Below are 22,612 nucleotides of genomic sequence, written 5' to 3'. Positions count from 1 at the left end.
GCCTCACAGAATCGCGGCAGCCTTGGTCAGGAACCAGATGATGATCACCACCAGCAGGGCTCCGATGCCAACCACCGCGCCGAGGTCCTTCCAGGTCTTGCGCTGGTTCTGCACGTCGGCGTAGACGGTCAGGGAATGCCAGGCCACACCCAAGAAAGCGAGCAGGGCGATCAGTAAACCGAGCAGGATGCCGCCGTCGTAAGCGTAGTTTTTGATGGTCTCGATCAACCCGGAACCTTCACCCCGTGAAGGCGCTTCCATGGTCGGTAGCTCGGCAAAAGCCAGGCTTGGACCGAGCACCAGTAGAAGACCGATCAAGCGCTGGCTCGCACGATCACACAGATTGTTTTGCAGGGGGACAAGCCACTTAAGCATGACGGTGATCTCCGGTATTAGGACAGGGTGAAGAACATCAAAACTAGCAAGGTGAGTAGTACGCGAGCGGCGCTGCCGCCGAAGGCTCCAAAGCGCACGTTGCCGGCGGCCCAGCCCCGGTAAGCCGTCCACATCACCCAGGCGCACCAGAGCAAAGTCAGGACGAGAACCAGGGAAACCCACAGCGTCGAACTGCTCTGCGCCGAAAAGCCAGAGGCGTTTTGGAAGGCTGCGATCTGGGCGTCAGTCATGCTCATGGCGAAGGCTCCGTGGACGGAGTGTCGAGGCGGTAATCGCCGACCAGTTCAGTGGGATCGCGGGGTTGAGCGCGGGAAGGAGAGAGATAGTCCTGTACACCTTGGCGGATGCGCTGAATGTCCTGAGACAGGCGTGGGTAGTCGAAACGATAGCGCTCGTCTAGTTCAGACGTGCTGGTTGTCTCCGCTTGTGTCGCAAGGCGTTCGATAGTATCGAGTTGCTGCTGAACTAGGCTGAGCTGTATCTGCTCATCAGTTGATGTCGCATAGCTGCTGCCATGAACGAAGGCCAGTGAAAGGAGTAAAGAACAGCGAAAGACGGTAGTCGACATGATGCTGGCCCACGTGGAGATGGAGCCAGCATCAAGTTAGAGGTTGAACTATTCAGTATTAAACGTGACATGGGATGTATCGCTTTTTTGCAGCCGTGCGGAAGAAGTTTGCTCACACATACGCCAGCTGTTGATTGGGCGAAAAAGAGAGCCCAGTTTAGCAATCCTTCCCCATTAATAATGCGTCGTTCATGCCGCATGAGTAGATTAACTCGTGCTTGAAAGCTGCATGGGTGACGAAGAGCTGATCATCGCTTAGTATGGGAATGTTCGTTTCCTCGTTCCCCTAACCTGAAGGAAGTTTCACATGTCTCGTTTGGCTGAATTTCGCAAGCTTGAGCAACAACTGGCCGAACAGCTAGCAGAGCTCGAGTCGATGAAAAGTGATTCCGGTCTGAAAAAAGAAATGGAATTTGAGAGCAAGCTACGTGCGTTGCTTGGCGAGTACGGCTTCAGCTTGAAGAACATCATTGGCATCCTGGATCCAGAAGCTGGCCGTCGGACCTCGACACCCGTAGCCGCCCCCGTAAAGGCAGTCCGTAAGGCTCGCGAAGTGAAGATCTACAAAAATCCGAACTCTGGAGAGGTGATCGAAACCAAGGGAGGAAATCATCGTCGACTGAAGGAATGGAAAGCCGAGTTTGGCGCAGACGTTGTTGACTCGTGGCGTACTCAGTGAAATCGAGTTGATGACAAGGGGCCTGTAAAGGCCCTTTTTTCTGGATGAGAATGATAAGTCCTGAATGCAAGTCTTGACCCAGTCCTGCGGAAGATTAATTGGTGGTTAGATCCTTAATACTCCTCCCAATCTTGGACGTCTGCATTTCACCTGATGCTCTAACTCATAGTGGGATTTGAGAATGACCTTTAGCAGCTTAATATGCATTCGTGTGGTGTATCAGTTTTCGGTCGCGGGATAACTATCCAAGCATCGGGATATGTAAATGAAACATTGGTTTTTCCGAATCAGAGATACTTCTTGAATGTAGTTGCCGTGATGGCCGTAGTGATGCCGAGCGTCACCGCACAAGGCAAAAATACGGCCGTGGGATTGAGCGAAAAGGGCAGAGACAGGTAAATGACCCAGGGCACGATCAGTAGTGGTATCACGGCTCGTTTAGCACGATGGTAGACAAAGCTGCTTTCTCGCCCAGCGCCAAATTTTCGTAGGTCTCGGCGCATCAGTCCATCGACAAAACCAGTAAACATTGCCAGCAGAAACAGAGGGGTGGCCAGGACCAGTATGGTCAGGCGCACGACGAAAGTGAAGGTCACATATACCGCGACCAGCACGAAATCCTCAATGCTCACGTAGAGCTGGTTGATCCAGCTCCAGACGCCGTTGCCCTGGCTCGACACCCGCGCCTGCAGGGCAAAATCCGCAAAGCCGGTCTTGACCAGCAGCCACTGATTGAGGAAATCCAGCCACTGGACAATCGTTTGCCCGGGTTGTTGGAGGATGAGTGACGATTTGAAGTGCTCGCTGAGCCAGCCCAGTTCGCTGCTTAGCATGGCCTGACTATGCAGCCAGCCTTGATCTCTCCAGAAGAGCAACAGACCGACGAATTCGATGAGGATCGAAAACAGCAATGAGGCGACCAGCAAACCAATGATGCGCAGCATCAGGCTAATCGTTGAGACAATTAGCCCTGGATGTTGGATCGGTTGTGGCGGCGTGTTTTGTGTGGAAGTCGCCATCGTTCACTCCATTGCGCGCCGCAGAGTTGATGCCGTCCCGACGCCTTCCGAATGTGTGTTTGCTTAATCGAAACCTAGTCAGAGTAGGGCTATCGCACCAGATCTAAATCGAAGTTAATTGTTGGGCCGCCACCACTCGCGCTCCACCATTGCCCCGCCTGCGCGTTGTAGTTGGCCCGCATTAGCTGGGTGAGTTCCCGCAGGTCCTTGGGCATGGCATCGTCGCTAGAGGGTTTAGGTAAAGGCATGCGGACTTTCCAGAGCTGGCCACCGCCCTGGAAGGAGAACATTTGCCCCTTGGGCAAACTGACGATGTGTGCAGGCTCGATCAGCGGCACACTGGTGCTGCTGACGCGATCCTGTGAGGACGAAGTGAAGTCCGTGTTGGCCTCTGGATCGGAGGTGTCGGTGGCGCCCGACACCAAGGTCTTGGTCAGCACGTTAACCTTGGGCAACTGCTGGGTGAGCAGTTCAGCAGTGGCGGTCTCGCGCACGCGGAGCATCTGCAGGGTGTTGAAGTTGCCAATCACCTGACCGGCCTTGGCGCGGTTGCCGATGCGCGCTTCGATATCACTGAGGGTCTGGGTGTAGGCCGTCACCTGGATGCCAGCGCCACCGCCTTTGTTGATCAGCGGGATGAATTCATCGCCCATCAGCTCATTGAACTCGTCAGCGTGCAGGTTGATCGGCAGCTTGTCGGTGCTCCTGCTCGATGTAGGCAGACCATGGTCGATACCATGTTTGTAGATATGGCCCGCGACCGAGACCAGGTCGGCGAACATGGAGTTGCCCACGGCGGCAGCGACCTCGGCATCGGTCAGCGCATCCAGACCGACGTAGACGATGCCGCGTTTTCGGATGATCTGCATCCAGTCGAAGATTGGCCGTGGGTCATCTAGATCGGTGTAGTTGGGAGCCAGTAACTGGGCGGTCTTGCCGGTGGTGAGTTTCTCCAGCAGCGGTAGTAGCGAGGCGACGATTTTGTCGAAGTAGGTGCGGTCATACCGCACCGCTGAACGCAGTCCGTCCATTACAGGATCAAATACCCGCTTTACCGCCAGGTACTGTTCTATGGCCACCACTCGCTTTTCGCGCCCGATCATATGCCGGGGAATGTTCTTCTCAGTGAGCTTGCCTTCAAGCTGGACGATCACTTCCCACGCCTTTGAGTCGGTCTTGGCGAAAAACTGCTGGGCGTACTCGATGAACAGGGCGTCGATGTTGACGACATGCCGTTGGATCTGCAGGTAATCCGGGCGTCGGCCCAGCTCGATCAGGGCGCGGGCGATGATGTTGACGAAACGCCAGGCGAACTCACGAAAGGCCGCAGAGTTACCTTCACCACTGAGCTGTCCAGCAATGCGCGACGCCACTTCCGAGATGCGCCCGAAACGTCCCACGGCGTTGTAACGCGCGGAGATCTCCGGCCAGCCCAGATGGAACACATAGAATTCCTTTTCCCGACCGGCCCGTTTGGCTTCGACGTACATCCGCTTGAGCAGGTCAGCGTCGCCCTTCGGATCGAAAACGATCACTACCTCGTGTTCGATGCGGTGGATGTCCTGAGTAATGTAAACCTCGGCGAGTCGTGTCTTGCCGACGCGGGTGGTGCCCAGCACCAGGGTATGCCCGACCCGTTCGCCCAGCGGCAGGCTGACTTCCGTTTCGTCGGGCTCGACCCCGTGCAACAGCGGCGAGCCACCGACCGGGGGCAAAGGGCGCAACGGATTGAAGGCACTGTCCCAGGCAGTGACACGCGCCAGTGACGAGAGTGGAAACGGTGCATGTTCCAGGCGCCGTTCGAGTCCACGTGCCAGGCGGTAACGGGTCGGTTGGTCGACATAGTGGGCGACTGCCGGATCCTGGGCCTCGACCAAGCGCTGGGTGTGCAGGCGGGTCCAGCGAAAGCCTCGGCCCATGAACAGAAGCTTGCGGCTGACTGGAATCTGTCGGCTGGTCAGCTCATAGCGGGGCAGCCGACGGATATTGCGCCGATAGCGCAGCACCTCCCAAGCTTGTTGCAGTCGGATCAGGCCGAACAGGGCATAGGCCAGCGCGGCAACCAGACCGATCTCGGGTGACAGGGCCACAGCCCAGGGCGAGTACACGCACAACACCGCGGCGGCGATGCAGATCGCTACGGTATACAGCTCCACCGCTGGCCGGAGCTTGGACTCCATTGCTTGCTCGGCCATGACCTGGACTTACTGTTCCAGTGAGGTGGCAGTGATCAAGACGGGGTAGTGCTCAATCTGTAGGCGGGTGGCAATGTCGTTGCCGTTGACCGGCAAAATGGTGATGCCCGGAGCGGCTGCTCGAATCCGGGCCAGGGCTTCAGTATCGGCCACTTCGACGGCGAGGCCAGCCGCACCCATTTCCTGCAGTTTAGCCGCGCGTTGACGCAACCAAACCAGTGAGTGAGGATCCTCACCGACCAGGAAAAATGGCTGCAACCCCGGCATTTTCAGGGAACGAGGCTTGACCGGGCCTGGGCTCAAGTGAGAGCTGCGGACGGGCAGTATCCAGGCTTCATTGGCGAACGTGGACAGGTCCGCATGCATGGCCCGATCAGGCTGGATCTTGTTGTTTATGGGTGGCCTGGAAACTTGAAAATTGGGCCGGGTGAAGTCACTAAGCTGATCCTCAGCTACGGTCAGTTCCGGCTGGGCGAAAGGTGCCAAGAGCAGGATGAAATAACAGGCAATGGGGATTCGTTTCATGGTGGTGTGCCCTGTTTGAAGGAAACCAGCAACCGTTCGAGTTGCCGGGAGAAGCCGGCACGGTAACGTGCGGCGGGTATACCTCCCGCCGGGTGGTGATAGCGTCCGGCAGCCAACACCCAATCACCGGTGGCGATGTGATGCTCCTGCAACAGCGTGGCGGTCACGGCAAGATTTCGGTAGGGGTCGAGGGCTTCGCAGGGCCTGGAAAAACGTTGTCCGTGGTAGCCCAGGTTGGTTTGCCCAAGTCCGGCATCGACCCGCTTGGCGTCATACTGATTGAGCGCCTGGAGCAAGGCGTGACAGGCGGCCTGGTGAGTGGCGAAGTGGTAGGGAGTTCCGGCGATGTTCAAGGTCCAAGGCCAGGGCAGCAATCGACCACGGACGCGGATACCACTCTCCTGCAAGGCAATGGCGAACAGCACCGTAGAAGGGATGTCGGCGTCGTGCGCCGCCAGTTGGTAGGCAGGAGGCGGAAGTTCGTCAGCCTGGACGGCAAGCACCGTCAGCAGGAGCGCAATACCACTCAGTCGAGGCGTTGCCATTGTCCATTCACCTGTTGAAATGTGGCAGGCAATGGCCCCGGAGCCCCCAGGCTGAACCAGCGACCACGGTCATGGTTCAGGGTGATCTGACGGCGTTGGACCTTGGCCGGATCGATGTCTGCTTGCCGAGCCCAGCTACGGATGCGTTCATCCTCGCCTTGGCTGCCCACCAGGTAGATATCGAACGCCGTGTCACTGCTTTGCAGACGCTGCACTTCGGCGGTGCACGCGGGGCAGTGGTCCTCCACAAACAGGGCTTGGCGCGGCGCGATCGCTGAGCTGGCGGGGGACGGGGATGCCATGCCCTGGATCGGCAGCAGCCCAGGAAACAGCTTGGCCCAGGCCGCGGTGTAAGCGTTTTGGTAGGCCAACTCGCGCTCGGCGCGCTTGGCTTCCAGCGCTACCTGTAGTTCGGCATAGCGCTGGCGCTCTTGGTCGGTCTGAGCTTCGACTCCGAGTGCGGTCAACGGATCGAGGTTCGGGCTCCAGAAACCGCGCGGGCCAGCTTGGATCTGTTCAAAGCGCGTCCACTCCTGCTCCGTCAGACCCCAGCTCGCAGCCTGCTCAGAGTGAGAGCTCTCCAGCGGAGCGGACTGTGTGTCCTGGATCCGTGACTGTGTGGTGATGGGGTTACCCATCGCAACACCCGTGGTCAGCAGCGAAACCAGACAAACGACGGGGAGGAGTGGCGCTCTGTTCATGATTGCTGCTCAAGGGACTTGCACGGTCTGGTCTGGCTGAGCGGCCACCGCGAAGATGGCTGAGTTCAGCTCCAGCACTTTCAGGCGCCAAGCGCCGAGTTGCTCACCGCTATGAAGCAGCCGGACATCCGTGAGCGAGCGACTGTCATGAGGTGCAACCGCCAGAAAACGCTCACCCCCGCGGGACTCGACACTCAACACTGAGAACGGTGGCGAGAGCGGGACGGGTTTGGGGCGAGTCTTCTGTTTCGGCTTGGTCGCGGAAGACGTTGGTGGTGGGGGGGATGGCTGGGTCTTGAGGTCCAGGAACTGCTGCTCGACGTACTCAAAACGTGCGCGTAGCGATGTCAGGTCTGCCACGGTGGCGCGGTCTGCCAGACCGTCGTGCAGTTCCTGTATTTCTTGTGCCCATTGATCCAGCATCGGATCGAGGGTATTGGTCTGTTGCTCACCGGAATCGACCACCTGCTTCAGGTCTTTCAGCGCGTACTGCAGTTTTTCCTGTGCATCCTTGAGTGCGTTTGCATCACGTTGCAGGGTGTCCAGGGCTTGTTGGTATTGCGTGTTCGTGCTCTGTAGCTCGGCCACGCGCTGATACTGGTTATACAAACCACCACTCAGGCCGGCAATTACCAGGCAAAGAAGTCCGACAATGAAGTTTTGAAACGTCGAGGCTTTCACGGGCGTGCCTCCGACTGATGAGGCAAGACGGGTGTGACCTGCACGACCCCGGCAACCATTTTCTGCTGTTCGAAGCAAACCGAACGGCTGACTTCGTCGGTCGTGAGTTGCCAGGCGGGGCCAGCCAGCACTTGCAACGCGCGGCGCAAAGAGATCGGGCCAAGCCGGTAATGGGCTGCGGGCAGAGACCGGGTAAAAAGTACCTTGACTGGATCGGCGGCAGGGCAGAGTGAATAACCCGATCGCTGCAGCACGTAGTGCATTGCCTCCTGTACCGAAGGATTCAGGTTGGACGGGATACTCACGTCGATGATTTGGGCGAGAAGATCTCGTTGTTCCGTGGTGGGCTCGGTGCTGACCAGCGTATAGCGGCCATAGCGGAGCTCTCCCGGATAGCTTCCTTCGGCTTTACCTTTCGAGAGATAGGGTCGATTGGAGCCGCTGTCGATTTCTGGATTGGTCGGCAATGAGGTGGGGATTTGCGCGGTGCAGGCGCTCAACAAGCCCAGCAGGCAGGCAGGCGTGAAAAAACGCTCCATGGAAAAAACCTCATGTCAGATTCAGTGCAGAACCTGACATGAGGTGATGGAGTGATTCAGTGATAAAACCGAGTCATAGCTAATCGCTTTAGAAGAGAGCGTTCGATTCATCCTCCATGATTTGATCAAATGATCGACTTGGGGGCATATCAAGGATCAAAACAGCGCCAATGCATAGGAAACGATAAAGCGATTCTCATCGCGACGTCCTGTCGCATCACCGACCAGTTCGACGTTACGCAATCTGAACGACAGGTCTTTGAAGGTGCCGCCCTGGATGGTGTAACTGAGGTCGATGTTACGTTCCCATTCTTGACCGTCTTGTCCGTTAATCTTGAAGTTATCGCCATGAACATAACGTGCCATTGCCACCAGGCCTGGCAAGCCGACGCCTGCAAAGTCAAAGTCGTAACGTGCCTGCCATGAGCGCTCTTGCGCGCGATCGAAACGCAGCACCTGGACTGCGTTGGCCACACCGGGGAGGTCGGTGTCGTGAAGAAATGGCAAGGCGCTATCGCCCGCGTTGTACTGCAAACCAAAACGGAATGTTTGTGGGCCCAGATTGGCAGACAGCAGGGTCGACGCCATGCGACTGTCGAGCTTGCCTGCGAGTTCTTCGCCGGCTTCGCTGGAGGCAAGGTAATTGACCACGGCGCCGAGCTTCCAGGCGCCTACCGGTTGGTTGAGGGTGGTGGTGTAGAGCGTCTGACGATAAACGTCTTTCAGTTCGCCTTCCCACACGCCAACCGAGGCATTCGGCGCAATCCGCCAGGTCCCCCCAAGGTAGTTGAAACGGTCGCTTTCTACCGACAGGTAGTTACCGGTTTGCATCTTGCGGCTGCCGCTGAATTCACGATAGTTGACCGCGCGCATCTGGCCGAGATCGATATCGACATGGTCGAACTCGCGAACGCTGAGCATCGCGCCTTCGAAAAACTGTGGCAGCAGGCGCGCGTCACCGGCAGACACCAGCGGGATTTTTGGGAACAGGCCACCGACCTTCAGTTCGCTTTTCGATACTTTCATTTTTAGCGCACCGGTCGCCTCGGAATACTCATCAACAGCGCTTGGGTCGGCATTGCGTGGGCCGCCTGCGCGATTGTAAGCGCCGGGGAGCAGGGCCGAGCCGCTGCGGTCGGGCGAGGAGTCGAGCTTGATCCCGAGACCGGCATACATGTCCAGACCCAATCCGACCGTGCCCTCGGTGTAACCCGATTCAGCCTTGAGAATGAAGCCTTGCGCCCACTCCTCGATCTTCGATTGAGCCGGAGCTTTTGAATCCCGAAGGTCATGGTTGTAGTAAAAATTGCGCATCAGCACGGTGGCTTTGCTGTCGCTGACGAAATCGGCATGGGCCGCCAATGGCATGGCGCAGAGTGTCATGCAGAGGGTCATGGCGTGAGGCGATGAGGGTTTGATTTTCATTTTTTTGTTCTTTTTAGAGATGAGTGAACTCACCACCCGAGATTCTCGGGCGGGCAGATAGGCGTCAGTTAACGGTTGAAGGTCAGGCTGAGAGGTTATCCGGGCCGTTGTGGGGGCTCGATCCATTCGAAACACAGGTCGGCCGAGAAGCATTCCCCAGGCGCCACGACTTGGGTGCCGCTCAGTTCTCCAAGCAGCGGTTGCAGGTTGAAACCATCCGCCAGGTGTGAAACCGGCTCGATGCACAGATAAGGCGAGCCTGCTGGAGCGAACACCACCAGATGCGATAGTTCAGGGCTGGCTGTCAGGCGCAGGCGGCCCTGCGGATAGTCGAGATCGACCTTGCCGGCCCATTGCGACAGGTAATGGGCATAGGTCTCGGTTTGCCAGGACTGACTGTCGAATTGCATCGCCACGTCACCTGTCAGGTGCTGTCCGGTGCTCAGGTAATCCGCTGTGATCTGCCATTGGCGAGTGCAACTCAAACTGGCTTGCAGTTGCGGGTGAGCGAGGAAATACGGGTGCAGACCTAAACCGGCCGGCATCGGTGTTTCCCCTTTATTGAACAGTGCAAGCCGGATCCGCAAACTGCCGCCGTTCAGCTCGAAATGCTGCTCGGCCCGAATCGGCCATGGCCAGTGTGGGCCGCTGTAGTCCAGGCTCAGGCTAGCCTGGGTCGTCGACTGGCTATCAACTTGCCAGGCTTGGGTATGGCTGATGCCATGTAAGGTGTGCGGCAAAGCCTGCGGATGAGCGGGCAGCGCATAGTCCCGACCCTCGAAGCGCAACTGCGCGTTAGCAATTCGATTGGAGTAGGGGATGAGCGGATAGGCGCCGCCCTTGGGCCAGTTCAGTGGGTCCAGCGACTGAGAGGCATCGATCGGCTGCAAAATTTCCAGGGCATGCTTGCGCACTTGCAGGCGACCGATTCGGCCGCCGTGCTCGGGGAGCAATTGCAGGCTCAGTTCGGCGTTTTGCAGGGTCAGTTGCTGAAAGCGGGTCGACATTGTCTGCTCCTGATTCACGCGCGACGGAAGCGATCGAAGACGCTTTGATCCATCTGCTGGCCCAGGCCAATGCCTTGCGGAATCTCGAACAAATGGCCTTTACGCATGCCTTGGATGTCGTACAACCAGGCGTCCGGTTCGACGAACAGGTACTCGATCTGTGCAACCTGTTCTTGCGCGACCGCTAGGTGCAAGGTGGCGAGGAAACCGGGGCCAAAGTAAGGGCAGTGCGGCAAGACTGGGGTGTTGTACTGCCGTGCGAGTTCGGCAATGCGCAAGCATTCACTGATGCCGCCGACTTTGGTCACGCTCGGCTGCACCGAGTCGACCGCCCCGGCCTTGAGTGCCTGTTCAAACTGGAAGGCGCTGCACCAATTCTCGCCGGCAGACAGCGAAACACCTTGGCCGCGCAAGCTGTTCAAGGTCGCGAAATCCTCCGGCGGGAAGATCGGTTCTTCCAGCCAGGCCAGCTGCAGTTCTGCAAGCTTCGGCAACCAGGCGCGGGTATCGGCAATCGACCAGCCGCAATTCACATCAGTGGACAGCGGTACGTCGTAGCCAATCGCGTTCCGACATTGGGTGATTTCTCCCAAGGTGACCTCATGCAGCTTGATGTCCTTGAAGCCCATGTCCAGTGCCTGGTTGCAGATGGCGGGTGCGACGTCGCCATCGGCGTAGCGTACCAGGCTCGCGTAGGCCGGCACATGGCTGCGCAGCCTATTGGTAAAGAGTCGGTGCAGCGGCACGCCACGACGCTGGGCCGCCAGATCCCAAAGCGCGATATCCACCCCGGAAATGGCGAACATGGTCACGCCGTAGCGGCCGAACAGATGCAGCTGACGTTGGGTCTTCAGGTTCCAGGCGCCAATGTCCTCGACCGTGCTGCCCTCCAGCACTGGTGCGATTAATCGATCAATGGTGGCCTTGGTGGCATCTGCAGTGAAGTAACCAAACGCTTCACCCCAGCCTACATGCCCCTGATCATCCTCGATGCGCACCAGCACATTTTCCAGCGTGCGCCAGGTGGTGGGCGTGATGCCTTGGCCTTTGCCTCCGTCGTGAAAAGGGATTTCGACAATGAAAGTATCAACCTTGCGAATAATCATGCGGACTCCAGGCAGCTGGCCAGTGGGCTGACCGCATAGGCCCCACCGAGAAGGTCTCGGCCGGAGCTTTGCGCGCACATGGCGTCGTAGTCGAGGTAGCTGGGAGCGATGAAGTCCTTGGCATTGTCCAGCGGGCGATAGCCCAGCTCCCTGGCTCGGGTGTTTTTGAAAAATGGCTGTGGGCTTTCGGAGACCCCGTAAAGCACCTCGTAACGAATCTGCGGGTGCTCCATGCCGATGCACACCAACTGCGCCAGGTCACGGGAACTGACCCAGAGGCGCAACCGGCGGGCATCGCTGACCAGAGGGTCGGCGTTACCGATGCGAATCGCGCAGATCGCCATGTCGTAGCGTTGGGCATAGGTTGCGCAGGACGCCTCGCCAAACACTTTGCTCAGCGCGTAGTAGCTGTCCGGTGCCACGGGCAAATCGTCGAACGACTCGGCGGCATCAGTGCGATATTGCCCCAGCACATGATGACTACTGGCGAAGATAAACCGTTTCACCCCGGACTTTTGCGCGGCCTCAAGCAATTGCATAGTCGCGTTGTAGTTGGGCTTGAGGGTGCTCTCGAAATGGATATCGGTGCCGTGAGCGCAAGCCAGGTGCAGGACGCCGTCGACACCCTCGACCGCTTCGAGGATGTCTGCGGTGCGGGTCAGGTCACCGCAAAAGGCGCTTTCGTTTTCCGCCAGGTCGGTGATCGGCAGGCGATCGAACAGGCGCAGGGCGTAGTGCTCACGCAACAAGGGGCGCAGTGCCTTGCCGACAATGCCTGCGGCACCGGTAATCAGGATGGTTTGCATGTTTCGCTCCTCAAATGTGTTTGCGCATTGCTCAGCGAGGGTTCAGGCCGGCGAAAGGGATGGGGTCAAGGATTTTGGCTGGCCGACGAAGATCGCCACAATCAGCGCTCCGAGAATGCCCAGTCCACCAGCCAGGGCGAAGCCGCTGGCATAGGTACCGGACGTTTGGATGATGATCCCGGTGGCGGTTGGTGCGACGATCCCCGACAGGTTGGCCAGACCATGCATGAAGCCGCCGGCGGTACCGACTTGATGATCCGGCACGGCGTCCTGAATCAGCGACCAATAGGCGGGGGCGGTCAGCATCAGGAAGCCGATGGCGACGGTCATGACCACCACGCTTTGTGTCACGTCTTCGACCTGGCCGGTCAGTGCGATGCAGCACGCTGCTATCAGCAGGCAGGTCACCAGTACGACTTTGCGCGAGAACAACTGCTTGCCGGTACGCTTGTAGATGTAGTCGATCAGCACACCACCACACAGGAAGCCGACGGTGCCCACCAGCCAGGGCAGCGCCGTGACGATACTCATGGACTTCAGATCGATGCCTTTGGCGTCGATCAGATAGCTGGGGAACCAGGTCATAAAGAAGTACAGGATGTAGTTGTAGCAAAACAGCGACACGCCGGTAACCAGTACCGAGCGCTGTAAAATGATTTCCAGCACCGGCGTACGTGGCGCTTCTGCAGCGGTCATGACCGGGACATCGCGTGCGGCGTTGATCAGGGCGATTTCTTCGGCGCTGACTTTCGGGTGTTCCTGGGGCGTTGAGGTTGCCATACGGAACCAGCAGACAGCCCAGATCAAGCCCATGGCGGCCATCACGATAAAGGCCACGCGCCAGCCCAGCCAAAGAGCGAGGAAACCGACAATCGGCCCAGCCAATGCACCGCCCAGAGGGCCGCCCGCCTGGTTGATACCGATGGCGCGCGCCCGTTCCTTGATCGGGAACCAGTTGTTCACGGTTTTGTTGGCCGTGGTGGATACCGGGCCTTCACCCACACCGAACAGCGCGCGAACAATCAGCAGCGACCAGAAGTTGAAGGCCAGTGCGGTCAAACCGCAGAGGATCGACCAGCTGCTCATGGCGTAGGTGAGTACGCGTTTGGGACCGTATCGGTCGGCCAAATAACCGCCGACGAAGCAGAACAGCGCATAACCGATGAAAAAGCTGCTGAAGATCATGCCCTTTTCAGAAGGCGTGAGGTGGTACTCCTGGGTGATGAAGGGCATGGCGATGGACAGCGCAGCACGGTCCACGTAGTTGATGATCATGGCGATGAACAGCATCGTCAGGATCGTCCAGCGGTAGTTCTTTTTCTTGTGCATGTTGAATCTCCGGCCGGCATCTGGAGCATGCCGATTATTGTTTTTGTAGTGTTCGTTCGATCCGCTCGACGGACGTTCTTTTTGAGAACGTCCGTTTGAATCAGCCTCCATTCGGTGAAATCCGATGAGGGCTCTGGCGACTACTGACAGGTCAATCGCTGTAATCGATGGCAGCCCATTCAAAGTATTTTTTCAGCTCTGCCACCAATGCCACGTGGGCAGGGTGGGGCAGGTAGCGCTGGACCGCTTCGGCATCATCGAACGTGGCTTCGAGCAGGTAGTCCCAGCAAATTGGCCGGTCCAGTTCGTTGGCCGAGACTTTCCAGTCGCGAACGAAATCGATGTCCTTTTGAAGGCCGTGCATCCACTGGACCAGGCGGGCTTCGAGTTCAAGGTTGGTGCTCACGTCGGGCAAACGACGGAACATCACAATGTGTTTCATCATGCTGTTTGCTCCTTATTCTTCGAGTGCCCAGGCCGGCGCGTCTTGCAGTGCCAGCGGCCGCAAAAAGCGTTGCAGAGCGGCATAACCGACCGATGTGGTTTGCGGTTGGGTCGACGCCGGCCATGGGCCGCCATGGTGTTGTGCGTGAGTCACAGCAACACCGGTCGGCACGCCGCTGAACAACACCCGACCGGCAATGCGTCGGGCGGCGCGGTACAGGCTTCGGGTCGGCTCGTCGGGGTTGTCGAAACCCCACAGGGTGACTGTCAATGTTCCGCCAATCGCCTCGATCACCTCGATTGCTTGCTCAATGGAGGCGACTTTGACCACTACGGCTGCGGGACCGAAGACTTCTTCGCGTAGTGTGGCGTTCTCGATAAATGCCTGCGCCGCTATTTCGAACAGTCGTGGTGCCGGGCCTTCGCCGTTGGCGTGAGGCGTAAACAGTGAGTGCGCGGCACTGGCCTGTTCCAGACTGGCAATGCCGTGATCGAAACCGCGACGCATGCTCGGCGTCAGCATGGGATGCGTTGGCAAAGGCTGCAAAGCGTCTGTCAGTTGCTTGATGAAACGCTCGCTGGCAGGGTGCTCCAGCAACACGATCACACCCGGGCTGGTGCAGAACTGACCGCAGCCCATGGTGATTGAGCCCGCCAGCGTTTTGGCCAGATGTTCACCGTCACGTTCGAGAATCTGCGGAAGGGCCACCAGCGGGTTGATCGAGCCCAGCTCCCCAAAGAACGGAATCGGCCGAGGTCGCTGGTTGGTCGCTTTCCACAGTGCGCTGCCGCCCTGAAAGGACCCGGTAAAGGCCACTGCAGCAATCTGCGGATGTTCCACCAAGCGAACTCCGGCGGCCCGCGAAGCGCCTTCGACCAGCCCTAGAAGGCCTTGCGGTAAACCTTGTTCGGCGAGTACGCCAAACGCGATCTCATACACGGCGCGCGACAGTTGTGGATGGCCGGAATGGGCTTTGATTACCACCGGGCAGCCTGCGGCTAATGCAGATGCGGTATCACCTCCGAGCACCGAGAAGGCAAAGGGGAAATTGCTCGCAGAAAACATCGCCACCGGCCCCAGCGGTTCGGATACGCGGGTCAGCCGTGGCCGACCGACTGGAGGCGTGCCTGCTACCGCTTGATCATCAACACGGGCATAAGGCACGCCATTCAACACTTCAGTGGCGAACCCGCGGAGCTGGAAAGCCGTGCGGGTCACTTCACCGGTCAAGCGTGCCGTGCCCAAGTGAGTTTCCTCATCAGCCAGCGCAATCAATCGCGTTTGATGGCCTTCCAGCGCTGCGGCCAGACCTTCGAGCAGTGCCGCGCGAACCTGAGGGCTGGATTGTGCCCAGAAGGTTGCTGTGTCGGCGGCTTGCGCGACCACTTGGTCGATCTGAATCAGTTCTGACGTGCTCATTTCAAGCCTCCATTGAGAGGGTTGAGGTGGTAGCCGCGCGCTCGATAGTCGAAGTCCACCAGTTCATTGATGGCGACTTCCTTGTCTGCAGGCGAGGCGTAGTACGCCCGGATCTCTTTGATCAGTCCGCTGTGCGGGTCAAAGATGTACCACTCATCCCCACGCAAGGCCGTGCCGAGCTTGCCTTTCCAGTGGGTCCATTCGATCACCGCTTCGTGGCTGTCGTGGCTGACCAGAATTTTTTCGATGGTCCATTGCGAGCCCAGATTTTCCACACACCAGACCCACTTGGCGGCGATGGTTTCGGCGCTGCGCCAAGGGATTTCCGGCAAGCCGGCGGGGAAGTAATGCACGGCGTCCGGAGTGAAGCAGGCCACCAGTTCGTCGTGATCGGCGGCATTGCACGCAGCGAAGTAGCGGCGGATCAGGGCGGCGTATGGGTGTTCGGCGGGGGCTGACATCAGTTGCCCTCCTGCTGAGCGATGATGCTCGGAATCGGTTTGCGACCGTCAGCGATCCAGGCATGGTAAGCGGCGATGGCCTCCGGACCTGGCGGATAAACACCCCACAAGGCCTCGCCAGAGGCGATGCGCATGGCCAGGTAGTTTTCCAGATCGTCCTGGACCGAGCAGTACTCGGCCAGCTCCTCCGCGAGGTGGGCGGGAACCACGGTGATACCGTCCGCATCGCCGACGATGACATCGCCCGGGTACACCGCGACGCCTGCGCAACCAATAGGCACCTGCAAGTCCGCCACATGGTGGTACGAGATACGGGTGGTGGCGGTAATTTCCCGGGCATAGGCGGGCAGCGGCAGGGCGGCGATTTCGCTGCCGTCGCGCAGGGCTCCGTCGGTGATGATCGCTTTGGCGCCGCGAGCCAGCAGACGGGTTACCAGAATGTTGCCGGCCGAGGCCGCACGCGGATCATTTTGGCTGTCGATGACCAGCACATCCCCCGGCTGAACCTGCTCTACACCCTGCCATTGCAGGTTGTCGCCATTAGGCTTGGTGGTCATGGTGCCGTAAGTGTCGATGTCTTCCCGTGCCGGGATGAACCGCATGGTGTAGGCGCGCCCGGCGAAGGGTTTGATGTTTTTGCTCAGGGCGCGCAGGCCGACCAGCGCCGGCTGGCGGAAACCGAGTTTGAACAATTGGGTGGTCAGCGAGCCGCTGCTGCAGCCGGCGAGCATGGTCAGCACTTCATCGCTGACCGTTACCTTGCGGTTCGCGGAATTGTCATACGCGTCAGCGTATTGGTGAATCTGCGTCATTCTTGTTCTCCTGGCTGAGTCATGCCGCTCAAATGCAGCGCGCATCTGGATGTTTATTCCCGCAATTTGGGACTTATCTTCGGTGTTTGGTCTCAGGGTGGATTCGATGCTAAGACTTAATTGACTCGCGGAAAACGACGTTTATTCTGCGCAGACCGGTTTGTTCCAACGAGTGGGAATTTCTGATGACTACGTCCTCTGAAGGCACTGGCGCCCTCGAAAAAGCCATGGATGTGCTTGAAGCCATTGGTTCACAGCCTGATGGCTTGTCCCAGGCCGATCTCGGCGCTCAGCTCGGTCTGCCACGCACCACGCTGTACCGGATCATTGCTAGCTTGATCGAGCGCGGCATGATTCGCCGCGATCCGCTGCGTAAGGTTTATCGGTTGGGGTTCCGCTATTTGGAACTGGTGCGCAACGCCTACCTGATGCCGGATCTGGTGGCCGCCGCCAGTTTCGAGTTGCGCTCGTTACGCGACCTGACCGGCGAAACGTCCTACCTCGCGGTACTGGATGGCAATCAGGTCATGTCGCTGGAGCGTTGTGACGGAGCGCACACACAGCGCTCGGCCGCAGCATTGGGTCAGAGCAAGCCGGTCTATTGTACGGGACAGGGCAAGGCGATATTGGCGGCGCTGGACGAAGTCAGTCGCGAAGAAATTCTCAAGGGGCTGACCCTCACCGCGCTTACCCCGCTGACCATCATTGACCGGCGTCGCTTGCACACCGAACTGAAAATCACCCGGGCCCGTGGCTACGCTATCGACGACGAGGAAATAGTGCTGGGGGTACGCTGTGTCGCTGCTGCCATTCGTGACAACGCGGGCAAGGTTCGCGGCGCGCTGAGTGTTGCCGGGCCCGCTTACCGGCTGACCCTCGATCGTCTTGAATTGCTGGGCCCGGAACTGGCCGATGCGGCGCGGCGGGTGGGGGCGCAGTTGAGTGAGTCCAGCGTGCGCATCGCCGACAGTGAAGTCGAGTTGGTGGAGGGCGCCTGGTCATTCAATGGCGCTTTTCCCCGTTGGTGTGAAGCGAGCCAAGGACTGTATTGGGCGGACACCCTGGCCCCGGCAATCTGGGTGCTCGACGCGCTGGGTGAACGCATCTTTGCGCGACTCGACGCCCCGATCTGTGCCATGGAACTGCATCGCGATGGTTTGCTGATCGCCCATGCCAACGGTTGGTCTCTGCTCGACAAGCAAGGGCAGGAGCATCCTTTGGTCAACTGGCCCGGCAAGCAACTGCTTGGCCTGGCCAGTCATCCCTCTGGCGCGCTTTGGGCGTGTCGGAGCAACGCCGGCGGCTGCACGCTCGGTGAGCTGGATACCCAAGGCGAACTGCGCTCGTCGTGGCAATTTCAAGAGCGCATCAGCGCGTTTTGCTGGGATGCCAAAGGCGAGTCGTTGTTTGCCGTAGGCCCCGACTCCGGCACCTTGTTTGTCATGCAGACGGGGGCAAGCTCGGTGCGACGGTTCGCGTCTCTACCCAAAGGCTCGGGACGCTTGAGCGGCTTGGCGCTGGATGATCAGGGGGGCGTGTGGACGACCTTGCGCGATGGCTGGAGCCTGGTGCGCTTCAGCGAAGACGGCGGGCTCGACCGGACGATCGGTTTGCCGGTGCCAAGCCCCACCGATCTGGCGTTTGCCGGGCCGGAAAAAGACATGTTGTACATCACCAGTTCTCGTCACGACCTGACCATGGAAACCCTGGGCAACGCCCCTGCGTCGGGGCGTCTGTTTCGTGTTCGACCAGAGCTGAACGGTTTGGTGGCCAGGTGCACTGACTGGCGTGGTTAAAAGAACAGTCGAATACGACTCCCCCCTTACTCATTACACAGGCCATCCGTCCCATGAGCGTGTCTCAACGTGAGCGTTATCCTTTGTCTCTCGAGATGCAGGAGTTTGTGCGCGTCAACCAAGGCTTCGCGGCTGCCGACGCCAGCCTCAACGCCAGACGTGAGGCGTTTCTACGAGGCTGTCGGCATTTCACCCCGGTCAAACCTCAGGGCCTGCAGATCACCGACACGGCGCTTGGCAATCTGCCGATTCGTCTTTACAAGCCTTCGGGCGCTGCCCCAAAACAAGCTTGGCCGGTACTGCTTTACTTGCATGGCGGCGGCTGGGATCTAGGCCACCTGGATACCCACGACTGGTTCGTTTATGCGCTGGCCAAACGGCTGAACCTGGTTATTGTCGCGGTGGCTTATCGTTTGGCGCCCGAGCATCCCTATCCTGCGGCGCTGGACGACAGCCTGATGGTCTGGAATGCCTTGCGGGCCGGCGAGTTAGGGGATGATTTGAGTCGCCAACAACTGGTGGTCTGTGGCGACAGTGCCGGAGGTACGTTGGCAGCGGGACTGTGCATGACGTTACGTGACAAGGGCGAGCAACAGCCTCTGGGGCAGGCCTTGGTTTATCCCGTATTGACCACCGAAACCTTCCAGCCTTCGGCGACCCTCTATACCGACGCGCCGTTGCTGTCGACTACGGGGCTGGCAGGTTCTTTCGAACGCTACCTCCCTACGGTTCAAATGCGTAGCGAGGCATCGGCAATGCCGCTGATGGCCGACAACTTTAGAGGGCTCGCACCGGCTTTCATTGGTGTCGCCGAGTTCGACATTCTGCGTGACGAAGGCTACGCCTACCGGGATGCACTTGAGGCTGACCATGTTCCAGTCAGCCTCTACCTGGGCAAAGGCTTGCTGCACGGCAGTCTGCGTGCGCAGGGTGTCGAGCCAGTGGAGGCTTTTTACGACGCATTGGCGCAGGCAATTTCAACGTTTCTAGCGAACGCAAATGACTCCATTAAAGGGACGCCAAACGTTACAGATCTCGGTTGAGATCAACTCTGATCTCAAGAGAGGGCAGTTCATAGTGACTCTCTGGACCACGAAAATGAACAAGGCGCCCGAAGGCGCCTGTAAGGGTTAAAGCCAGCCATGTTCGGCAAGGGAGAGAGGGTGACCTTCACCTACGATGAAGTGATCCAGTACGCGCACTTCGATCAAGGCCAAAGTCTCTTTCAACCGTGCGGTTAAGGCGCGATCCGCCTGGCTGGGTTCTGTACAACCTGAGGGGTGGTTGTGAACAAAAATGGCGGCCGCAGCGTTATGCACTAGGGTGCGCTTAACGACTTGGCGGGGGTAAACGCTGGCCCCATCAATGCTGCCGTGAAAGAGCACTTCGAACGCCAGCACCCGGTGCTTGGCATCGAGAAAAATGACACCGAAGACTTCATGCTCTTGTTGCGCAAGGTGCAGTTTTAGGTATGAGGCCACAGCGTCAGGCGATGTTAGGTTCGGGCCGCGGGTGAACAGCCGGCGATCTAGAATATGCAGTGCTTCGTCGATCAGCTGGTTTTCTTGGGCGATACGATCAGCCTCGAAATCCGAGGTTTCAATGAGTGTGAGTTGGGTGCTCATGGTGGTACCTCCGAAGGGAACAATCAGGGGTACACACCCGAGGGGCGTGGTGTCCCCGAGGTGGATAGAGAGTCGCCGGCATTAGCCGATTGCGCGCTGTTTACAGCCGAGTGAATCGGTGGCGTTGACCGTGCAGGGGTGAGTCACAACCGTCGCAGGGCAATGGGGAAAAGGCTTTGATTCCCCTGCCGGTTTCGGGATCGAAGTCGGCACTGAAGGGCAATAACCGAACCAGTCCACGATGGATACCGGCGATACGCTTCCCGATTTCATCCGTCGTGTAGTAGAGCGATAACGTGCTGTAGTCCTCGTAAGCAGCCGCGAACAGGCAGTCGTCGCAAAGCCAGAAGGATTCCATGTAGGTTCTCCTGTGCTGATTACAGAAAAGGCGCTCGAGAGAGCGCCTTGATGAGGAACATCGTGGCTTGTTCAGGCGGACTGAACGGTAGGGGTGGCATCACGGTGGGCCGTGCGTGGAGCGGGTAGAGATTCAGGTTCAACCCGAGCCTCTGTTGGGTATTCGGTCTCCTCAGCTTCGGCATCAACCGACGTTGGAGAGGGTTCATTGATCGGCGCTTGCTCTGCAGGTGCTGTTGCTTCCTGCCTGGCGGGCGCTTTGTACTCGAACGTGCCGTTGACCTTGATCCAGTCGATGAACAGCAAACGACCTTTCAGGCTGGCGCCCGGTTGGCCTTGTTTATCGCCTTTCTCGTAGAGAAATGGATCGATCCACAGATCGCCGATACGGAACGACAGCAAGACCTTTTTCTCGGCGTTGACGGCGTCCATATAGAGACGAATCAAACGTTCAGCTTCACCCCCAGCGACTTTGCAGTCAAAGCGGGTGTACTCGACCGCATCGGTGGCACCGTGCAGGGCGGCGATATCGCAGGCCATGAACGGCTGGCCGCGGCGGACTTGTACTTCACGAACACGGTTGAGGTAACCGATACCGACAGTGTGCAGATTGAAGTATGTAGTTGCTTCTTGGGAGTGGTTGGCGTGGACCATGGTGGTTCTCCTGTTTCAAGGGAAAACGGTGACGCACAGTCCCTGACGGGGAAGTGAGCCCCCGTCAGGGTGGGTAAGGTGAAGGCAAGCGATGAGCGACTCGTCACCGGCAAGCCGATGACGATCAGAACGATGTGTCTGGGGAATAGCGGTGAAGCAGAAGAAAATCCGCGGTAGTGATCCGCGAACTTGCGGTAGTGGGCATTCATCACCGCTGAAGCGGTAACCGTGCGAGCCTCCGAACGCTGATCGCACTTGGGTAAACCACCACGAATGTGGCGTAGCCTTGAAGGTTCAAGCTACCTGGGCTGGGCCGTCAACGACAGCGAACCACGCCCTTTGTATAAGCCTGTCACAGGGGAGCGTCAAGACGCTGCAACCCGATTTTTTATGGCCGGAATACAGTGGTAGTCACTGGACTGAAGAAAGTGAAGAGTGGGCCTGGCGGGGTGCCAGGCGAGGAACAGAAAAGCCACCTTTGGCGGTCTTATGCAGTCACAAGCTCCTCGCAAAACTTGGTCTAACTGCGCCATGATTCGCCAACCGACCCTTGTCGTGGCCTGGGTCAGAACGTGCTGGCACGCATCCGCGCACAAAAGGTGCCCAGTGTTTCCCCGGCGAGCTCCGGGACTGAATACGATCGCCGAAGCAGATGACCACTGTTGCCCTAGGGCAACAGTGGTCATCTGCCTCTACGATCAGGTCGAGCACAAAACGGGAACGACATCCCGCAGAAGAGAAGGCTCCGAACTCTAAGAGTTCGACCGAGCTGCCCGGAGCGAGTCGGTCTTGGGTCGCCGTTGGCGATGATCCTGCGGCACTACAGCAGAGAGGGTGGGACGACGTCAAGGCAGAAGGCGTCCCCCCTCGGCAGCCCCTATATCGAATGCGAGTGCATAAATGAGTAGCCAATTGTTCGACAGTAGCCAGGATAAAGGCAGGGGCGCTTTCTTTCAGACCGCTCAGCAGACCCGCGATCATCTGGCCCTGGTCATTGAGACGATTGCTCAACTCCGTCAGCAGTTCATCCATCCTGCAGTCGAAAATATCCGCTAACTGCATCAGCTTGACCACGGAAAGCTCCACCACACCCCGCTCCAGGAGCGATATGGCTTCACTGCCGATCCCCATGCGCTCAGCCACCTCTTCTTGGGTCAGATTACGCTAGGTCCGGTGTTTCGCGATCATGCGCCCGATTTGGGCTTGGGTTGGATGTTTATGTGCCAAGTGATGAGTTCTCCAGTTCAACTTGAATGGTTGAGCAAAGACCCATTGACATGAACATCCTTAACGGTTTGGTATCGACTTTTAAGGTTTATATATTGACTGAGATAGCTGTATGTCGCGACGTGACTTCTATTCTTCCAGGAATCAGAGCCCCGCAAGTCGCCAGTGAGAATGAGCGGTCTTATAGGGCCAAACGGAGGAAAGGTTGTGCGTGGGTGCAAAATTGCACGCTATTTGACCGCCAAAAGCATTCCCGTTGACCAAGCATTTGCATTTCCACTGACCACCAAATGGC

General features: G+C 58.4%; 26 protein-coding genes and 1 pseudogene. 4 read left to right on the top strand and 23 right to left on the bottom strand.

Annotated elements, in window-relative coordinates; all coding sequences use genetic code 11:
* Positions 1–3: 3 nt before the first annotated feature.
* The 3 genes from ACCD00_RS04135 to ACCD00_RS04125 are packed head-to-tail and all read right to left on the bottom strand — an operon-like array spanning position 4 to position 964.
* Positions 4–375, bottom strand: a complete 372-nt coding sequence (locus ACCD00_RS04135) for a TIGR03745 family integrating conjugative element membrane protein (RefSeq protein WP_413422144.1) — start codon at positions 373–375, stop codon at positions 4–6.
* A gap of 17 nt (positions 376–392) precedes the next feature.
* Entirely contained in the window at positions 393–632 is a 240-nt protein-coding gene (locus tag ACCD00_RS04130) for a TIGR03758 family integrating conjugative element protein (protein WP_413422142.1), read from the bottom strand.
* A complete protein-coding gene (locus ACCD00_RS04125; protein ID WP_413422140.1) occupies positions 629–964 on the bottom strand; it encodes an RAQPRD family integrative conjugative element protein in 336 nt (111 codons plus the stop codon). Before ACCD00_RS04125 ends, ACCD00_RS04130 begins: the two co-directional genes overlap by 4 nt.
* A gap of 307 nt (positions 965–1,271) precedes the next feature.
* On the opposite strand from ACCD00_RS04125, the gene ACCD00_RS04120 reads away from it, so the two are divergent.
* A complete protein-coding gene (locus tag ACCD00_RS04120) occupies positions 1,272–1,643 on the top strand; it encodes a histone-like nucleoid-structuring protein, MvaT/MvaU family (RefSeq protein ID WP_222585622.1) in 372 nt (123 codons plus the stop codon).
* 287 nt (positions 1,644–1,930) lie between these two features.
* Here ACCD00_RS04120 and ACCD00_RS04115 read toward each other — a convergent pair whose 3' ends face one another.
* The 16 genes from ACCD00_RS04115 to ACCD00_RS04040 form a co-directional block, all read right to left on the bottom strand.
* A complete protein-coding gene (locus ACCD00_RS04115; protein ID WP_413422138.1) occupies positions 1,931–2,662 on the bottom strand; it encodes a TIGR03747 family integrating conjugative element membrane protein in 732 nt (243 codons plus the stop codon).
* Positions 2,663–2,751: 89 nt separating this feature from the next.
* Entirely contained in the window at positions 2,752–4,857 is a 2,106-nt protein-coding gene (gene traD, locus ACCD00_RS04110) for a type IV conjugative transfer system coupling protein TraD (RefSeq protein ID WP_413422136.1), read from the bottom strand.
* A 9-nt stretch (positions 4,858–4,866) separates the two neighbouring features.
* Complete coding sequence (locus tag ACCD00_RS04105; protein WP_413422134.1) at positions 4,867–5,382, bottom strand: integrating conjugative element protein; 516 nt, start codon at positions 5,380–5,382, stop codon at positions 4,867–4,869.
* Positions 5,379–5,927, bottom strand: coding sequence for a lytic transglycosylase (locus ACCD00_RS04100; RefSeq protein WP_413422132.1), 549 nt, complete (start codon positions 5,925–5,927; stop codon positions 5,379–5,381). Before ACCD00_RS04100 ends, ACCD00_RS04105 begins: the two co-directional genes overlap by 4 nt.
* Entirely contained in the window at positions 5,909–6,628 is a 720-nt protein-coding gene (locus ACCD00_RS04095) for a TIGR03759 family integrating conjugative element protein (RefSeq protein ID WP_413422130.1), read from the bottom strand. Before ACCD00_RS04095 ends, ACCD00_RS04100 begins: the two co-directional genes overlap by 19 nt.
* Before the next feature lie 9 nt (positions 6,629–6,637).
* Positions 6,638–7,309 carry a chemotaxis protein gene (locus ACCD00_RS04090; protein ID WP_413422128.1) on the bottom strand — a complete coding sequence of 224 codons (672 nt, stop codon included), beginning with the start codon at positions 7,307–7,309 and terminating at the stop codon, positions 6,638–6,640.
* Entirely contained in the window at positions 7,306–7,848 is a 543-nt protein-coding gene (locus ACCD00_RS04085) for a PilL N-terminal domain-containing protein (RefSeq protein WP_413422126.1), read from the bottom strand. Before ACCD00_RS04085 ends, ACCD00_RS04090 begins: the two co-directional genes overlap by 4 nt.
* A gap of 156 nt (positions 7,849–8,004) precedes the next feature.
* Entirely contained in the window at positions 8,005–9,273 is a 1,269-nt protein-coding gene (locus tag ACCD00_RS04080; protein ID WP_413422124.1) for an OprD family porin, read from the bottom strand.
* A 95-nt stretch (positions 9,274–9,368) separates the two neighbouring features.
* Complete coding sequence (locus ACCD00_RS04075; RefSeq protein WP_413422122.1) at positions 9,369–10,280, bottom strand: aldose 1-epimerase; 912 nt, start codon at positions 10,278–10,280, stop codon at positions 9,369–9,371.
* Positions 10,281–10,294: 14 nt separating this feature from the next.
* On the bottom strand, positions 10,295–11,386 hold the full coding sequence (locus ACCD00_RS04070; RefSeq protein ID WP_413422120.1) for a mandelate racemase/muconate lactonizing enzyme family protein: 1,092 nt from the start codon (positions 11,384–11,386) through the stop codon (positions 10,295–10,297).
* Positions 11,383–12,192, bottom strand: coding sequence for an NAD-dependent epimerase/dehydratase family protein (locus ACCD00_RS04065; protein WP_413422118.1), 810 nt, complete (start codon positions 12,190–12,192; stop codon positions 11,383–11,385). The genes ACCD00_RS04070 and ACCD00_RS04065 overlap by 4 nt, the downstream gene beginning before the upstream one ends.
* A gap of 42 nt (positions 12,193–12,234) precedes the next feature.
* A complete protein-coding gene (locus tag ACCD00_RS04060; RefSeq protein WP_413422116.1) occupies positions 12,235–13,521 on the bottom strand; it encodes an MFS transporter in 1,287 nt (428 codons plus the stop codon).
* 151 nt (positions 13,522–13,672) lie between these two features.
* On the bottom strand, positions 13,673–13,966 hold the full coding sequence (locus tag ACCD00_RS04055) for a Dabb family protein (RefSeq protein ID WP_413422114.1): 294 nt from the start codon (positions 13,964–13,966) through the stop codon (positions 13,673–13,675).
* Positions 13,967–13,978: 12 nt separating this feature from the next.
* Positions 13,979–15,385 carry an aldehyde dehydrogenase (NADP(+)) gene (locus ACCD00_RS04050; RefSeq protein ID WP_413422112.1) on the bottom strand — a complete coding sequence of 469 codons (1,407 nt, stop codon included), beginning with the start codon at positions 15,383–15,385 and terminating at the stop codon, positions 13,979–13,981.
* A complete protein-coding gene (locus ACCD00_RS04045) occupies positions 15,382–15,846 on the bottom strand; it encodes a nuclear transport factor 2 family protein (RefSeq protein ID WP_413422110.1) in 465 nt (154 codons plus the stop codon). The genes ACCD00_RS04050 and ACCD00_RS04045 overlap by 4 nt, the downstream gene beginning before the upstream one ends.
* A complete protein-coding gene (locus ACCD00_RS04040) occupies positions 15,846–16,658 on the bottom strand; it encodes a ribonuclease activity regulator RraA (RefSeq protein ID WP_413422108.1) in 813 nt (270 codons plus the stop codon). The genes ACCD00_RS04045 and ACCD00_RS04040 overlap by 1 nt, the downstream gene beginning before the upstream one ends.
* A 185-nt stretch (positions 16,659–16,843) precedes the next feature.
* On the opposite strand from ACCD00_RS04040, the gene ACCD00_RS04035 reads away from it, so the two are divergent.
* Together ACCD00_RS04035 and ACCD00_RS04030 are read left to right on the top strand one after the other, a co-directional pair.
* Positions 16,844–18,454, top strand: a complete 1,611-nt coding sequence (locus tag ACCD00_RS04035; protein ID WP_413422106.1) for an IclR family transcriptional regulator C-terminal domain-containing protein — start codon at positions 16,844–16,846, stop codon at positions 18,452–18,454.
* Positions 18,455–18,507: 53 nt separating this feature from the next.
* Entirely contained in the window at positions 18,508–19,497 is a 990-nt protein-coding gene (locus tag ACCD00_RS04030; protein ID WP_413422104.1) for an alpha/beta hydrolase, read from the top strand.
* 87 nt (positions 19,498–19,584) lie between these two features.
* Here ACCD00_RS04030 and radC read toward each other — a convergent pair whose 3' ends face one another.
* The 3 genes from radC to ACCD00_RS04015 form a co-directional block, all read right to left on the bottom strand.
* Complete coding sequence (gene radC, locus ACCD00_RS04025; RefSeq protein ID WP_413422102.1) at positions 19,585–20,079, bottom strand: RadC family protein; 495 nt, start codon at positions 20,077–20,079, stop codon at positions 19,585–19,587.
* Between the two features lie 100 nt (positions 20,080–20,179).
* Positions 20,180–20,437 carry a hypothetical protein gene (locus ACCD00_RS04020; RefSeq protein ID WP_413422100.1) on the bottom strand — a complete coding sequence of 86 codons (258 nt, stop codon included), beginning with the start codon at positions 20,435–20,437 and terminating at the stop codon, positions 20,180–20,182.
* A gap of 71 nt (positions 20,438–20,508) precedes the next feature.
* Positions 20,509–21,090 carry an STY4534 family ICE replication protein gene (locus ACCD00_RS04015; protein ID WP_413422098.1) on the bottom strand — a complete coding sequence of 194 codons (582 nt, stop codon included), beginning with the start codon at positions 21,088–21,090 and terminating at the stop codon, positions 20,509–20,511.
* Positions 21,091–21,990: 900 nt separating this feature from the next.
* Between ACCD00_RS04015 and ACCD00_RS04010 the strand changes: the two genes are divergently transcribed.
* Positions 21,991–22,146, top strand: a complete 156-nt coding sequence (locus ACCD00_RS04010; RefSeq protein WP_413422262.1) for a hypothetical protein — start codon at positions 21,991–21,993, stop codon at positions 22,144–22,146.
* A gap of 18 nt (positions 22,147–22,164) precedes the next feature.
* Here ACCD00_RS04010 and ACCD00_RS04005 read toward each other — a convergent pair.
* Positions 22,165–22,221 (bottom strand): annotated as a pseudogene (locus ACCD00_RS04005) (XRE family transcriptional regulator); the annotation flags it as partial.
* Positions 22,222–22,612: the final 391 nt, after the last annotated feature.

It is taken from the genome of Pseudomonas sp. Pseusp3 (assembly GCF_047304225.1).
Classification (GTDB): Bacteria; Pseudomonadota; Gammaproteobacteria; order Pseudomonadales; family Pseudomonadaceae; genus Aquipseudomonas; species Aquipseudomonas fluorescens_CD.
Note: the sequence above shows the minus strand (reverse complement) of the source record. Positions and strands in the feature narration are given on the sequence as shown.

Coding starts and splice junctions, on each gene's coding strand:
- ACCD00_RS04130 (WP_413422142.1), bottom strand. CDS start 632: ATGAGCATGACTGACGCCCAGATCGCAGCCTTCCAAAACGCCTCTGGC.
- ACCD00_RS04055 (WP_413422114.1), bottom strand. CDS start 13,966: ATGATGAAACACATTGTGATGTTCCGTCGTTTGCCCGACGTGAGCACC.
- ACCD00_RS04100 (WP_413422132.1), bottom strand. CDS start 5,927: ATGGCAACGCCTCGACTGAGTGGTATTGCGCTCCTGCTGACGGTGCTT.
- ACCD00_RS04080 (WP_413422124.1), bottom strand. CDS start 9,273: ATGAAAATCAAACCCTCATCGCCTCACGCCATGACCCTCTGCATGACA.
- ACCD00_RS04020 (WP_413422100.1), bottom strand. CDS start 20,437: ATGGAATCCTTCTGGCTTTGCGACGACTGCCTGTTCGCGGCTGCTTAC.
- ACCD00_RS04060 (WP_413422116.1), bottom strand. CDS start 13,521: ATGCACAAGAAAAAGAACTACCGCTGGACGATCCTGACGATGCTGTTC.
- ACCD00_RS04135 (WP_413422144.1), bottom strand. CDS start 375: ATGCTTAAGTGGCTTGTCCCCCTGCAAAACAATCTGTGTGATCGTGCG.
- ACCD00_RS04040 (WP_413422108.1), bottom strand. CDS start 16,658: ATGACGCAGATTCACCAATACGCTGACGCGTATGACAATTCCGCGAAC.
- radC (WP_413422102.1), bottom strand. CDS start 20,079: ATGAGCACCCAACTCACACTCATTGAAACCTCGGATTTCGAGGCTGAT.
- ACCD00_RS04030 (WP_413422104.1), top strand. CDS start 18,508: ATGAGCGTGTCTCAACGTGAGCGTTATCCTTTGTCTCTCGAGATGCAG.
- ACCD00_RS04115 (WP_413422138.1), bottom strand. CDS start 2,662: ATGGCGACTTCCACACAAAACACGCCGCCACAACCGATCCAACATCCA.
- ACCD00_RS04015 (WP_413422098.1), bottom strand. CDS start 21,090: ATGGTCCACGCCAACCACTCCCAAGAAGCAACTACATACTTCAATCTG.
- ACCD00_RS04095 (WP_413422130.1), bottom strand. CDS start 6,628: ATGAACAGAGCGCCACTCCTCCCCGTCGTTTGTCTGGTTTCGCTGCTG.
- ACCD00_RS04105 (WP_413422134.1), bottom strand. CDS start 5,382: ATGAAACGAATCCCCATTGCCTGTTATTTCATCCTGCTCTTGGCACCT.
- ACCD00_RS04125 (WP_413422140.1), bottom strand. CDS start 964: ATGTCGACTACCGTCTTTCGCTGTTCTTTACTCCTTTCACTGGCCTTC.
- ACCD00_RS04070 (WP_413422120.1), bottom strand. CDS start 11,386: ATGATTATTCGCAAGGTTGATACTTTCATTGTCGAAATCCCTTTTCAC.
- ACCD00_RS04120 (WP_222585622.1), top strand. CDS start 1,272: ATGTCTCGTTTGGCTGAATTTCGCAAGCTTGAGCAACAACTGGCCGAA.
- traD (WP_413422136.1), bottom strand. CDS start 4,857: ATGGCCGAGCAAGCAATGGAGTCCAAGCTCCGGCCAGCGGTGGAGCTG.
- ACCD00_RS04050 (WP_413422112.1), bottom strand. CDS start 15,385: ATGAGCACGTCAGAACTGATTCAGATCGACCAAGTGGTCGCGCAAGCC.
- ACCD00_RS04065 (WP_413422118.1), bottom strand. CDS start 12,192: ATGCAAACCATCCTGATTACCGGTGCCGCAGGCATTGTCGGCAAGGCA.
- ACCD00_RS04010 (WP_413422262.1), top strand. CDS start 21,991: ATGAGTAGCCAATTGTTCGACAGTAGCCAGGATAAAGGCAGGGGCGCT.
- ACCD00_RS04045 (WP_413422110.1), bottom strand. CDS start 15,846: ATGTCAGCCCCCGCCGAACACCCATACGCCGCCCTGATCCGCCGCTAC.
- ACCD00_RS04075 (WP_413422122.1), bottom strand. CDS start 10,280: ATGTCGACCCGCTTTCAGCAACTGACCCTGCAAAACGCCGAACTGAGC.
- ACCD00_RS04085 (WP_413422126.1), bottom strand. CDS start 7,848: ATGGAGCGTTTTTTCACGCCTGCCTGCCTGCTGGGCTTGTTGAGCGCC.
- ACCD00_RS04035 (WP_413422106.1), top strand. CDS start 16,844: ATGACTACGTCCTCTGAAGGCACTGGCGCCCTCGAAAAAGCCATGGAT.